The organism is Ignatzschineria cameli (assembly GCF_003121895.1).
GTDB lineage: Bacteria > Pseudomonadota > Gammaproteobacteria > Cardiobacteriales > Wohlfahrtiimonadaceae > Ignatzschineria > Ignatzschineria cameli.
Map to the genome: position 1 here is coordinate 709,189 of NZ_QEWW01000001.1, position 14,072 is coordinate 723,260.

Here is a 14,072-nt window from a genome sequence, read left to right on the forward strand (position 1 = left end):
GAGAAAAATGACACTTTTTAATACAGAAACTTCGCGTCATATTATTTCGATCTTAATGGAGAACGAAGCCGGCGCACTATCGAAGGTAGTGAATCTATTTTCCGCTCGTGGTTATAATATTGATAGTCTTTGTGTAGCAGCAACGGATGATCCATCCCTCTCTCGCTTAACACTTGTAACTATTGCCGATCATCATGTTGTTGAACAGATCATCAAACAGCTCAACAAGTTAATTGATGTTGTCAAACTTACAAATCTTTGCGATAGTGCTTATGTTGAGCGTGAAATGATGCTCATTAAGGTGCAAGCAGAAGGACAGAATCGGTCAGAACTCTTCCGCATCAATGAGATGTTTAGAGGTCGTGTTATCGATGTTACCCCACAATCTTACACAATAGAGATGACAGGCACACAAGAGAAGCTTGACGCCTTTATTGTGGCAGTTCAAGAGCTGGGGATTATCGAGATCGTTCGCTCAGGTGCGCTTGGATTAGTTCGAGGAGCAAAAGGGTTAACGCTCTAAACTCACAGCACCTAAAAATAGGTAACCACAAATTTCAGTAAACAGAAATTAAGATAAAAATATTAAATATATTAAAATATTAAGAAAAGAATCGTCTCTTTTACTCTGATCGATAAGATCAGACTAGCAAGATCAGATCGATAGAGTTTTTCTAAACTCATGAATAATGATAGAGGGAAGATAGCTCAGCTGCGCGCTACTATCATCACCCTACTAACAATTAAAGATCTTACAGCGCGTCGAAAAGAGTTTGAGAGATCATAAAACAAAGAAAGGATATTTAAAGATGAATGTTTTTTACGATAAAGATGCCGATATCTCCTTAATCAAAGGTACAACCGTTGCAATTATTGGTTATGGATCACAAGGTCATGCGCATGCACAAAACCTTAAAGATTCAGGTGTAAACGTTATTGTCGGCCTTCGTAAAGGTGGCGCTTCTTGGGACAAGGCTGTTAATGCCGGTCACAATGTTAAAGAGATCGCAGAAGCAACTAAAGAGGCTGATTTCGTGATGGTTCTCCTTCCTGATGAGAATCAACCCGCAGTCTATCGTGATGCGATTGAACCTAATCTTAAAGAGGGTGCGACACTCGCATTTGCTCATGGATTTAATATCCACTATAACCAGATCGTTCCACGTAAAGATCTTGACGTTGTCATGGTTGCCCCCAAAGGCCCGGGACACACCGTTCGCTCTGAATATGTGAAAGGTGGCGGCGTTCCAACCTTGATCGCTGTTTACCAAGATTCTTCAGGTAAAGCACGTGACTTAGCACTCTCCTATGCATCTGCAAATGGTGGTGGTAAAGCGGGTGTTATCGAAACTACTTTCGAAGAAGAGACAGAGACAGATCTCTTTGGTGAGCAAGCAGTTCTTTGTGGCGGTGCGGTAGAGCTTGTTAAAGCAGGTTTTGAAGTCTTAACAGAAGCAGGTTATGCTCCTGAAATGGCATATTTTGAGTGTCTTCATGAGTTAAAATTAATTGTAGACCTCATGTATGAAGGCGGTATCGCAAACATGAACTACTCTATCTCTAATAATGCTGAGTACGGCGAATATGTTACAGGCCCAGAAATTATTACTGAAGAGACAAAAGAAGCGATGCGTTATGCACTCTATCGTATTCAGTCAGGAGAATATGCGAAGATGTTTATTCAAGAAGGGATGACAAACTATCCTTCTATGACTGCCCTTCGCCGCTTAAATGCAGAACATCCTATTGAAAAAACAGGTGCTAAACTCCGCTCTATGATGCCGTGGATTACAGAGAATAGCCTTGTTGATCAATCAAAAAACTAAATTGAATACTCCTCTAACTGAACGGTTAATCTATGTTTAGCTAGAGGTTCCCAATGGGAAGAGAGATACTCTACAATAGTTATACAATGTTCAAAATGCCTTAAGCGGATCACTCTTAAGGCATTTTTTATTAATTGTTTTTTATTAATTGCTTCTTATTAATTGTTGCTAATTAATTTTATACTCGATCGTATGCTACTTTATAGAGTCTCTTTGAGATTATTTAACTATTTAAATTTAAACTATTTATCTATTTGTCTATTTATTCACCTATTTCATTAAAAATTCAAGAGAGGATTATAGGATTATTATGACTCAAATTTGGACGCCCTCGAGCTGGAGAAACTTCCCTGCGGCACAGATGCCCAACTACAAAGATAAAGCTGCCTTGAAAGCAGTTGAAGATCGTTTACGTAAATCACCTCCTCTTGTATTTGCCGGCGAAGCTCGCTCTCTTAAATCACACTTAGCGGAAGCCGTAGATGGAAAAGCATTTCTTCTTCAAGGTGGAGATTGCGCTGAGAGCTTTGCTGATTTTAGCTCCGATAATATCCGTGACACATTCCGTGTATTACTGCAGATGGCAGTTACCCTAACATTCGCAGCAAGTAGCCCTGTGATCAAAGTTGGTCGAATTGCCGGACAATTTGCTAAACCTCGCTCATCTGATACAGAAACCATTGATGGAGTAACTCTACCGAGCTATCGAGGTGATATTGTCAATGGCATTGAATTTACGCCCGAAGCAAGAGAGCCCGATCCTGAAAGATTATGGAAGGCTTATGCGCAATCAGGATTGACCCTCAACCTTCTTCGCGCCTTTGCAAAAGGAGGATATGCCGACCTTCACCGCGTACAACGTTGGACAATGAGCTTCGTTGATAAATCACCCCAAGCAGAGCGCTATATCGATCTCGCAATGCGTATCCAAGATGCTTTAAAATTTATGCAAGCTTGTGGCGTTGATCCCAATAATGCCATTATTCGTGAAACCGAGTACTTCACCTCCCATGAGATGCTTCTTCTAGGATATGAAGAGGCAATGACGCGAACAGACTCTACTACCGGAGATTGGTATAACACCTCTGCACATATGGTCTGGATTGGGGAGAGAACTCGTCAACTCGATGGCGCGCATATTGAATATGCTCGCGGAATTGCCAATCCAATTGGCGTGAAAGTTAGCCAAAAAATGAGCGATGATGAGCTGATTCGCCTTATCGACGCCCTTAATCCTCAAAATGAGCCTGGTCGCTTAACTCTAATTACACGCATGGGAGCTGATAATATTTTAGAGCACCTCCCTCGCCTTCTACGAGCTGTGAAGAGAGAAGGACGAAATGTCGTTTGGAGTTGTGACCCGATGCATGGAAATACGATCACTGAGAATCGCTATAAAACACGTCCTTTCGATCAGATCCTAGCCGAGGTCGTTAACTTCTTTGATGCTCATAATGCAGAAGGAACATATGCCGGTGGGGTTCATTTTGAAATGACAGGAACAGATGTCACTGAGTGCTTAGGTGGTGGACAAAATATCACCTCTAAAGATCTCGAAGATCGCTACCATACACACTGTGACCCTCGATTAAATGCACAACAGAGCTTAGAACTCGCCTTCCAAATCTCATCGAAATTAAAAGAGCATCGCGAAAAGATTCCTGCTCGCGTATAATAGTTTAGCTTACTATTGCCCTAATATATGCTATTTTATATGGCATATCGAATTTCTTAGGAGTATTGTGTTGAATACGAATTACCTCGATTTTGAAGCGCCTATTTATGAGCTTCAAACTAAAATAAATGAGCTCCAAAATTGGGCTCAAGACGCAGATATTGATGTCTCGGATAAAATTGAAGCTTTAGAGAAGAAGAAGAATGCAAAATTAGAGCAGATCTTCTCTAAGCTCTCATCGTGGGAGATCACACAACTCGCACGCCATCCATTGCGCCCTTACACGCTAGATTATATCAATCTTATCTGTGAGGATTTCCAAGAGCTTCACGGTGATCGCGCCTATGCAGATGACGCGGCAATTGTGGGTGGTTTAGCAAGAATCGAAGGCCGCACGGTGATGGTTATTGGCCATCAAAAAGGTCGTGATACCAAGGAGAAAATTAGACGTAACTTCGGTATGCCTCGCCCTGAGGGTTACCGCAAAGCACTTCGTCTTATGAAACTTGCTGAGCGCTTCAATGTTCCGATCATCACCTTTATCGATACGCCGGGAGCATATCCTGGGATTGGTGCCGAAGAACGTGGTCAGAGTGAAGCCATTGCTCGAAACTTATTAGAGATGAGCAAATTGCGTGTTCCAATCATCTGTACCGTAACAGGGGAAGGAGGTTCGGGCGGTGCATTAGCAATTGCAGTAGGTGATAAAGTAATGATGCTTCAATACGCAATCTACTCTGTTATCTCTCCTGAAGGTTGTGCTTCTATTCTTTGGAAAAGTGCTGAAAAGAATAAGGAAGCTGCCGAAGCGATGGGCGTTACAGCAGAGAAGAATCAAGATGCGAAATTAATTGATAAAATTATTGAAGAACCTCAAGGTGGCGCACATCGCAACTATAAAGAGATGAGCGATAACATCAAAAAAGAGATTCTGGAAACACTTGATCAACTATCAGAACTCTCCGTTGAAGAGCTCCTTGAGCAGCGCTATGAAAAGATCATGGCCTACGGTCAATATAAAGAGAAGTAATTCAAAAATAGTGTAAAAAAGAGACGATTTTATGAGACATAAAATCGTCTTTTCTTATGGGTAAAATAAGATACACTTCAGCCCTACATTATAATAATGCGATTATTGATACACTCTGATATAACAAGTAGATCATGACGGTATTATCCCCTCTCATCCCACATCACCTCATCTAATAAAAAATATAAATCTGTATGCATCACCAATCACCAATAGACCGATCTAAAGGAGTATTTTATGGATAGAGTAACCTCATTATTAGAAAAAATTAGTAAAAATATTGATCGATTAGAACCTCTATTTCCTCCCGATCATCAATCTATCGATTTCGATAAAAATGTTGCTTTTCGCTGGGTCAAAAAGAGCTACTCCCCCTTCGGAAGACTCCAACCTATTCAAAATCCTACAACAATCGCTTTTGAGCAACTTGTGGGAATTGAAAAACAGATTAATGAAATTCGCCAAAATACAGAGCAATTTTTAGCTAATCTTCCCGCTAACAACCTTCTTCTAACTGGTGCTCGCGGTACCGGTAAATCCTCTCTTATCAAGGCAACATTGGCTTCTTACCAGCAAAAAGGATTGAAGATGGTTGAGATCGACAGCCAAGATCTTGAAGATCTTCCCGAACTGCTTGCAATTTTAGAGAGAGCCCCCTACTCCTTTATTATCTTCTGCGACGATCTCTCCTTTGAGGCCGGAGACCCAGCTTACAAGCCCTTAAAAGCAATGTTAGATGGCTCTCTCTCCAGCCCGGCGAAAAATATTCTTCTCTACGCAACCTCTAATCGACGTCATCTACTCCCTGAATCGATGCAAGATAATCTCAACCAATATGAGGCGCAAGAAATTCATCCACAAGAAGCAATTGAAGAGAAGATCTCCCTATCAGAGCGATTTGGGCTCTGGATCTCATTCTATCCCCCTTCTCAAAAAGAGTATCTTGCAATGGTAAAGAGCTGGCTCTATCAATTAGCCCCAGATATAACTTATAATGAGGAGATTGAACGCGAAGCACTACAATTTACACAGCGACGTGGCTCACGAAGTGGACGAATCGCCTACCAATTCACCAAAGACTTTGTAGGTCGTTCACAACTTATGACCATAAAAAATACTCAAAAGCATCTAACAACTGATATAGAGTAATCGATCGAAAGATTAAATCGGTATAATAGAAGCTTGTAATCAGTATCAATCCAGACCATCTTAATATGAAGTATAATCTTCATAAGATAATAGATATACCACGCTCTTTGCCAATCGATGATTAGCAGAGAGTATTTACAAAAAGCATTTGCTCAAACTATTGAATAGAGAACTATTAAATAGAGAACAATAAGATAGAGAGCCCTCTATCTGACAAATGTTTAGCAAAATAAGGAATAGACAATGTCCACCTACATGGCTAAAGAGATTTTAGATATCCCCAATGTTATTGAACATCAAAATGAAGCAAATGCTTCAACGTTAATTGCCCTTGCGGAGTATCTTAAGAAGAAGCAACCCCGCCAAATTATTACCTTAGGACGCGGTAGCTCCTACAATGCCTCTATCTATGGCAAATACCTCTTTGAAACAGGCTTAGGTATTCCGGTTTCAGTTGCGGCGCCCTCTTTAGCTACAGTCTATCAACGCCCCCTTAAAACAGATAATGCTATTTTAATTGTCACCTCACAATCGGGGAAAAGCCCTGATCTTATCGCTTTTGCCAAAATGATGCGCGCACAAGGGACAAAGGTGATCGGCATTATTAATGATGAAGAATCTCCACTAGCTAAAGAGTGCGACTTTCTCTTTGGGATTAAAGCGGGCGAAGAGAAGAGCGTCGCAGCAACAAAGAGCTTTGTAGGTAGCCTCTCTATATTTGCTGCAATATTTGCTGCATGGAGTGAAGATGGTGCGCTTGCTGATGCGCTCTTAAATCTTCCTTTGGCCCTCGATGAAGCAGTGAATAGTGAATGGCCAACACTTATCGATCATCTCTCTCATGTAAAGGATCTCTTTATTATCGGACGCGGTGTCGGATTAAGTGCGGCTGTCGAAGCGGCTCTTAAACTTAAAGAGACCTGCCAGATTCATGCTGAAGGAATCTCGGCATCAGAGATATTTCATGGCTCAGTCTCTTTAATTACTCCTCAGTATCCTGTTATTAGCTTTATCGGATCAGATCAATCTCGCGCTTCTTGCCTAGAGATCAATAAAAAATTAGAAGGCTATGGTGCTCAAGTCTTTTCTGTTGCCTCAAAAGCGGGTGATGACTACACTTTAGCCGTTCCAGAAGTACATCCTCTACTTCAACCTTTAGTTCAAATTACTGCTTATTACCGGGTTATTGAGAAACTCTCTAAACATCGTGGTCTCGATCCTGATGTACCACCGAATCTTAAGAAAGTCACTGAAACCCTATAACAGGCGCGCTTAAAGCCTTCTACAAAAAAAGAAAGGGGTGATCAAAATTTTAAATGATCTCCCCTTTTGCCCATTGAAAAAATATTATTGTTGCCCATAAAGGTCCTAGATTAAAATAATCCTCGGTAACAATTATCTTTGCCTCTAAAAATTGAACTGACGATACCCATGAATCAAAATATTGCTCTTGTTGCCCCAACCATCTTTGATGGTGAGCAACTACACCAAGAGTCAGCCATCTTATTAAAAAATGGTCTCGTTGAAGAGATCCTTTCTGCTAACAAAATCCCATCAAATTACAGAGTTAAAGAGTATCATGGCACCCTGCTGCCGGGTTTTATTGATCTCCAAGTTAATGGAGGAGGCGGCCTTCTCTTTAATGATGCACCCCATCTCACAGGTATTCAACAAATTTTAAAGGCTCATAGAACAAGAGGAACAGCAGCACTGCTTCCAACGCTTATTACCGCTACCGATAAGGTTATTAGAGAGGGGTTAGAAGCTGTTGCAGAAGGCCTCAAGCAGGGAGTACCAGGATTGTTAGGGATTCATATTGAGGGTCCGATGATCAATCCTGAACGTAAAGGTATTCATAAAGCTGCCAATATTCGCCTACTCAGTGATGAGATGATCGATTTGATCTGCGACTATCCAAAAATGCCACGACTTATCACCTTAGCACCTGAAATGGTACCGCTCACAATAATAGAAAAACTTACAGAATCGGGGGCTATTATTTTTGCAGGACATACTGAGTGCGCACCAAATCAACTAAATGAGGCTCTTGCTGCAGGCGTTAAAGGTTTTACCCACCTCTATAATGCAATGCCTCAAATGAGCTCTCGGAATCCAGCGACAACGGGTTACGCCCTCCAATCAAAAGAGAGTTACGCTTCTATCATTAATGATACCTTTCATGTTGATCCTTTAATGGTAAAACTTGCCTATCAGAGCAAACCTAAAGGGAAGTTATTTCTTGTTAGCGATGCGATGAGCTCTATCGGCAGTGATCAAAAAGCATTCTACTTAGATGAGCAACAGATCTATGTAGAGCAAGGTCGTCTTACAAATAGCCAAGGAACGCTTGCCGGCGCCCATATCGATATGGCTCGCTCTATCCTCAATGCTATTCAATTACTTGATATCTCTTTATCAGAAGCCCTTGCGATGGGAACGTCGATTCCGGCAAAAGTGCTCCAACAAAGTGCTAAAAATAGTAGTGATCAGGGGAGCAATCGTGGATATGGCTTTCTCCATAAAGGCTCTCCCAGTTATCTCAATCTACTTAGTGATGAGATGATTACACCACTCAATTTCGAATCCCAACATCACCTTGACCCCTCTTAACTTAATCTATCTTGAATCAAGTTTAAGTTTTAAAGGTAGACTTTTAGAAGAAATAGTAGATTACGCAATATTAGCGTAGAGTAATAGAGAGCGCGAGGCAGAAGAGATCTCGCCTTCTACTTATTATTGATAGACTCTCTCTATTGCTCGATTAGATGCGAAAGCTATAACAAGCGGGGCAGCTTTTTATGAATGGAATTATATTAATTTTAACATGCCTTATTATTGGTAAACTCGTTACTCGAACAATCAGCTGTAAAAGTGAATTTATCTATTCACTTAATCGCGTTGCAATCACGGTAGCCTTACCGGCACTAATACTCGATAAGGTTCATTCACAATCTTTCTCTTTAGATGCCCTATTTCCACTACTCTCGCCATGGATTCTCTTTTTAGTCACCATCGTTCTGGTCTATCTTATTAAGATATTTGTACCTATGTCGCGAATAACGACGGGAACATTGATTCTTTTAGCAGGGACGGCAAATACCTCTTTCGTTGGAGTTCCTCTGATTCAAGCCATGATGGGAACAGAGGAGTATCTTGGTATCGCCTTATGGGTCGATCAATCAAACTTTATCCTACTTTTTACCTTAGGCGCATTTATCGCTGATTATTACAGCGGTGAGAAGATCTCTATCAGGAAAAATTTACACGCTTTAATTAAGTATCCCCCCATTATCGCCCTCTTTTTCGCCTTCTTACTCAAACCCTTTATCTACCCATCATTTATCACCTTCACTCTAGAATCACTCGGCAGCCTTATTACTCCGCTCACTATGATCTCTGTTGGTGCTAACTTAACAATACCCCGCAATAGAAAGCTTATTGGCTATCTTACAATTGGCTTGACGATTAAACTGATTATCCTTCCTCTCTTTATACTGGCGACCCTGCTCTTTATCTACGCATCTTCGAATATCTATATCAATCAAATTGTCTTGATGCAAGCAGGAATGGCACCGATGGTTATCGCTGTAATTATTGCGCTCGAGCGGGGACTTGATGGAGAGCTTGCCTCGATTATGACTGCAATTGGAATTCCGATCTCTTTCCTAACAGTGCCGCTCTTCTATTACCTCATTATCTAAATCATCTCACTCTAACACCTCGATTAAGAGGCGTTAAGAAGAGGCCAAAACTGCCCATCGATGCGGAAGTACTAATATAAAATTATAACGATCATCAGAAGATCATTAGATCATTAGATCATTAGATCATTAGATCATTAGATCATTAGATCATTAAGATTGAAACCATTAAGGTTAAGGCTATAAAAGTCCTTAACCTTATTCCTTAACCTTATATTTATAGACTCAGCCCATTCTTAATCTTATTCTTAATCTTATTCTTAATGGAATATGAGTATATTTATGATTTCACATATTCACTATTCGTAGAAAATTCTGCAAAATCAAATAGATTAGCATCACACAATTGGGAGAGACGTATATTTTTAGTAGCTCTAAAGATATTCTCAATTCTTCCTGGTGCCTCTTGCTCCCACTGTTGCAACAATCGCTTCACCTCTTGTCGCTGCAATCCTTCTTGTGAACCACAGAGATTACAAGGAATAATCGGAAACTCTCGCATCGCGGCATAGGTCGCAATATCCGTCTCACTACAGTAGCTTAATGGCCGAATTACAATATTATCGGCATCATCACTACGTAATTTAGGAGGCATTGCTTTCATAGTTCCTCCAAAAAACATATTCATAAAGAGAGTCTCAACAATATCATCACGATGGTGACCTAGAGCAATTTTATTGTAGCCATGCTCCTTAGCAAAGGTATAAAGGGAGCCTCGACGTAAACGGGAACAGAGACTACACATCGTCTTATCAGGGGCGATCTTCTCTGTCACGATAGAATAGGTATCCTGCTCAATAATGTGGTAAGGAACGCCTATACTCTCTAAATATTGGGGTAATATCTCTTCTGGAAAACCGGGTTGTTTCTGATCAAGATTGACCGCTAATATCTCAAAAGAGATAGGCGCATGCTTCTGCAAAATTAAGAGTAGATCTAATAGCGTATAAGAGTCTTTGCCACCTGAAAGGCAAACCATAATACGATCACCCTCTTCAATCATCTTATAATCCATCACAGCTCTTCCTACTTGATGGCGTAGACGCTTCTGTAATTGCTGGAGTGAAAGTGTCTCAGATCTTGTCTGGTCGGATTGAGCCTTATCTGATGCTTTAAGCTCTGTAATAATCCCTATATTTTTAAACTGTTGACTCATCGCTTTCCACTATGCCCTATTTCAATATTCTTCTAGATACACTATATGCTCTATATTCTTTCTAATGCTTCGATGCTCTATCTAACAGAGCGCCCGACAAATAGATCACTATTCTAAAGGAAAAGCACCCTAATGAAAATAGAGCTTACCCCAAATAAAAGAGCTACCCATTTAGGGTAGCTCTTCTTAAAGGTAACTTATTGGCATCATCTTATCGACGCAGACAAATGATATGTATCAATTATCTGAACGATGATTATGCGCTATTATGACATGATATCTACTTTCGGTGGGCCGCTAATATCTAACGAAGCAGGATCTTCATCATGCTTTTTATCTAGACCACGAACAGGACGACCTTCCATGATATCTTCAACTTGATCAGCATCGATTGTTTCAACCTCTAACAATACTTCTGCCATCTTATGAAGCTTGTCGATATCAGTCTCTAAAACTTCAACCGCTCTTGCATAGTTACGATCAATAATCGCTCTTACTTCAAGATCAATTTGACGCGCTGTCTCATCAGAAACTCCTGAAGCATGGCCTGAATGACCTCCTAAGTAGGATTCATTCCCTTCTGAGTAGGAGATAAAGCCCATTTTTTCAGATAAGCCCCACTCTGTTACCATCTTCTTCGCAAGATTAGTCGCATGCTGAATATCACTTGCAGCGCCTGTCGTAACAGCATCATAGCCGAAGATCAACTCTTCTGCGATTCGACCACCAAAGACCATTGCTAATTTATTTTCTAGCCATAATCTTGGAACACTGACATGGTCACGCTCGGGAAGTGTCATCGTTACCCCTAAAGCTCGACCTCTAGGGATAATGGTCACTTTATAGACGGGATCAGACTTCAAGCGATATCCCACTATAGCATGCCCTGCTTCATGGTAAGCTGTCAGCTTTTTATCATCATCTGTCATCTGCATCGAACTTCTAGCAGCACCCATCATAATCTTATCTTTCGCTTCTTCTAGATCATAGAGTGTTACCTGATCCTGATTCTTACGCGCTGCAAAGAGTGCCGCCTCATTCACCAGGTTCGCAAGATCTGCACCGGAGAAGCCAGGAGTTCCGCGCGCAATCTGCTCAATATCGACATCACTGCTTGCCGGAACATTACGTAGATGAACTTTAAGAATCGCAACGCGCCCTTTTACATCAGGAAGTGGAACAACAACTTGTCTATCAAAACGGCCTGGACGAAGCAATGCCGGATCAAGAACATCAGGTCTGTTCGTCGCTGCGATGATAATGACACCTTGGTTATCAGCAAACCCATCCATCTCAACAAGTAGTTGGTTTAGGGTCTGCTCACGCTCATCATGACCGCCGCCCATACCCGATCCACGATGACGCCCAACTGCATCAATCTCATCAATAAAGATAATACAAGGAGCATGCTTCTTCGCTTGTTCAAACATATCGCGAACACGAGAAGCACCCACCCCAACAAACATCTCCATAAAGTCAGAACCAGAGATTGTAAAGAAGGGAACTTTTGCTTCACCGGCAATAGCTTTTGCCAATAGTGTTTTACCTGTTCCTGGAGACCCTACCATCAAGATTCCTCGTGGAATTTTTCCTCCCAACTTCTGGAATCGACCTGGATTTCTTAAGAAGTCAACAATCTCACCAACTTCCTGCTTCGCCTCATCCGCTCCTGCAACATCCGCAAATGTTGTTTTGATCTGATCTTGGGTCAACATTTTTGCTTTCGACTTACCAAAGCTCATAGGCCCACCTTTACCGCCACCACCAGACTGGCGCATCATAAAGAGGAAGAATCCTAGAAGTAGTAAAATCGGCAATAAATTCAAGAAGATTGAGAGAAACAATCCTTGAGTTCTCAATGATTTGCCAGTAAAACGAACACCATGATCGATCAAACTCTGAATCAGAGGGCCATTATTCGTTTCAGGATTATAGGTTGAAAATCGAACGTTGTCTGATGTTACTCCTTCAATATTCGCGCTGGCAGGACCGCTCATACTAACTTCTCGCACCTGCCCATTTTCCACCTGCTTTAAAAATTCTGAATAGGGGATTTCTCGCCCCCCACTGCCGCCAAAGCCTTGAAATAGCATAAATACAAAAATACCTATTCCAAGCCATAAAGCTATATCTCTTCCCTTGTACTTCAAAAGACTAACCTCGATTTTATAGTTGAAATCAATTGATAATATGTAAACAATTCTATTTGACTACTTCTCTATTCTACTACTTCAAATAGCGATAATCTTTAATGATAAAACTTTAAGAGCATCTCTTAAAATTAAATCAATTAATAACGATCATTAAACTTAATGATGAGTTGTTACAAGTTTGATCTTATCAATTAGATACAGTACTTATACTCTCATCATCTTAAGTCTGCCAAACCGACTCCATCTAACTTCAAGATTCGATTATTGCACTTATTCGATTATTGCACTTAGTTATTCCACTTAGATTTGCCTACTCTTTTTACCAAAAAGCAATATAGAAGTCTATCACGCTTTGAGAGTAATTCCTCATAATCTGAGGCCTTTTTTTCTCATTTCAAGCACCCGATAAATACTTCTTTAGTTGTTTCTTTAAATATTTCTTTAAATGTTTCTTTAAATGTTTCTTTAGATACCCTTGAAAAAGGGTAAAAATATTTTAGAACTACTCCAAAATATCACCCCCTCAATTTCGGTATCACTCTATCGGTAGTGGGGATAGAACCAATATTTTCAATCCTCAGCTCTTCCCTTAAATCCTTTTGCTAAAAGATAGATCTCTGCACTTCTTGCTCGGGATGCTTTCGGTTTTCGAGTCACAACTTTTGTAAAGTTTTTCTGCAGATCTTTATAGTATTCTTGGAAACCTTCTCCTTGGAAAATCTTCAAAAGAAAATCCCCCCCGGGCTTTAAGTTACCTTTAACAAAGTCGAGCGCTAATTCGAGTAAGTACATCGTCTTCGGCTGATCCACACCCTTAATACCACTCATATTAGGTGCCATATCTGAGAGAACAACATCCACTAAACGTCCATCTAACACCTCTAGTAGCTCATCGAGGACCTCATCTTCCCGGAAGTCCCCTTGAATAAAGTGAACGCCAGCAAGCGCATCGATCGGAAGGAGGTCAAGTCCAATAACAACCCCATGATCACCTACCCGATGCATTGCATATTGTGACCAGCTTCCAGGAGCTGCACCTAAATCCACCACTGTCATTCCTGGCCGAAAGAGTCGATCTTTCTCATCAATTTCTTGGAGCTTATAGATCGCTCTAGATCTCCAGCCTTCTCGCTTAGAGCGTAATACATACTCATCATCCATATGCTCTTTGAGCCATCTTGTGCTACTTGCGCTTCTCTTTTTAGCCATAATCTCTTTCTTAACTCTTATTGATTCTGATTCATTCTGATTCATTCTGATTCATTCTGATTGATTCTGATTTTGATCGGATCTTCTACTTCTCTACCAATCGTATACCGCAAATATTGTGATATTCTGACAGCCTCTATCTTTCTCTACCGATCTCTATCTGCCTTAGCATA

The 14,072-nt window shown here is 40.8% G+C and carries 11 protein-coding genes; 8 read left to right on the forward strand and 3 right to left on the reverse strand.

Annotated elements, in window-relative coordinates; translation table 11 throughout:
• Nucleotides 1-7 precede the first annotated feature (7 nt).
• The 8 genes from ilvN (at nt 8) to DC077_RS02790 (ending at nt 9,381) form a co-directional block, all read left to right on the forward strand.
• The gene (gene ilvN, locus DC077_RS02755) at nt 8-523 is read left to right on the forward strand and encodes an acetolactate synthase small subunit (protein WP_109201211.1); all 516 of its coding nucleotides are present in this window, start codon (nt 8-10) and stop codon (nt 521-523) included.
• Nucleotides 524-809: 286 nt separating this feature from the next.
• On the forward strand, nt 810-1,826 hold the full coding sequence (ilvC, locus tag DC077_RS02760) for a ketol-acid reductoisomerase (protein WP_094568233.1): 1,017 nt from the start codon (nt 810-812) through the stop codon (nt 1,824-1,826).
• Between the two features lie 310 nt (nt 1,827-2,136).
• Nucleotides 2,137-3,501 carry a class II 3-deoxy-7-phosphoheptulonate synthase gene (locus tag DC077_RS02765; protein ID WP_109201212.1) on the forward strand — a complete coding sequence of 455 codons (1,365 nt, stop codon included), beginning with the start codon at nt 2,137-2,139 and terminating at the stop codon, nt 3,499-3,501.
• Nucleotides 3,502-3,571: 70 nt separating this feature from the next.
• Entirely contained in the window at nt 3,572-4,531 is a 960-nt protein-coding gene (gene accA / locus DC077_RS02770; protein WP_109201275.1) for an acetyl-CoA carboxylase carboxyl transferase subunit alpha, read from the forward strand.
• A gap of 237 nt (nt 4,532-4,768) precedes the next feature.
• Nucleotides 4,769-5,680, forward strand: a complete 912-nt coding sequence (locus DC077_RS02775; RefSeq protein WP_109201213.1) for an ATP-binding protein — start codon at nt 4,769-4,771, stop codon at nt 5,678-5,680.
• A 243-nt stretch (nt 5,681-5,923) separates the two neighbouring features.
• The gene (locus DC077_RS02780; RefSeq protein WP_109201214.1) at nt 5,924-6,943 is read left to right on the forward strand and encodes an SIS domain-containing protein; all 1,020 of its coding nucleotides are present in this window, start codon (nt 5,924-5,926) and stop codon (nt 6,941-6,943) included.
• A 168-nt stretch (nt 6,944-7,111) separates the two neighbouring features.
• Complete coding sequence (gene nagA / locus DC077_RS02785) at nt 7,112-8,290, forward strand: N-acetylglucosamine-6-phosphate deacetylase (protein WP_109217820.1); 1,179 nt, start codon at nt 7,112-7,114, stop codon at nt 8,288-8,290.
• A gap of 188 nt (nt 8,291-8,478) precedes the next feature.
• Nucleotides 8,479-9,381 carry an AEC family transporter gene (locus DC077_RS02790; RefSeq protein ID WP_109201216.1) on the forward strand — a complete coding sequence of 301 codons (903 nt, stop codon included), beginning with the start codon at nt 8,479-8,481 and terminating at the stop codon, nt 9,379-9,381.
• 280 nt (nt 9,382-9,661) lie between these two features.
• Here DC077_RS02790 and ttcA read toward each other — a convergent pair whose 3' ends face one another.
• The 3 genes from ttcA to rlmE all read right to left on the reverse strand — a co-directional run bounded on the left by ttcA (nt 9,662) and on the right by rlmE (nt 13,899).
• Complete coding sequence (ttcA, locus tag DC077_RS02795; RefSeq protein ID WP_109201217.1) at nt 9,662-10,537, reverse strand: tRNA 2-thiocytidine(32) synthetase TtcA; 876 nt, start codon at nt 10,535-10,537, stop codon at nt 9,662-9,664.
• Nucleotides 10,538-10,803: 266 nt separating this feature from the next.
• On the reverse strand, nt 10,804-12,687 hold the full coding sequence (gene ftsH / locus DC077_RS02800) for an ATP-dependent zinc metalloprotease FtsH (protein ID WP_275663866.1): 1,884 nt from the start codon (nt 12,685-12,687) through the stop codon (nt 10,804-10,806).
• A gap of 573 nt (nt 12,688-13,260) precedes the next feature.
• The gene (gene rlmE / locus DC077_RS02805) at nt 13,261-13,899 is read right to left on the reverse strand and encodes a 23S rRNA (uridine(2552)-2'-O)-methyltransferase RlmE (RefSeq protein ID WP_109201276.1); all 639 of its coding nucleotides are present in this window, start codon (nt 13,897-13,899) and stop codon (nt 13,261-13,263) included.
• Nucleotides 13,900-14,072: the final 173 nt, after the last annotated feature.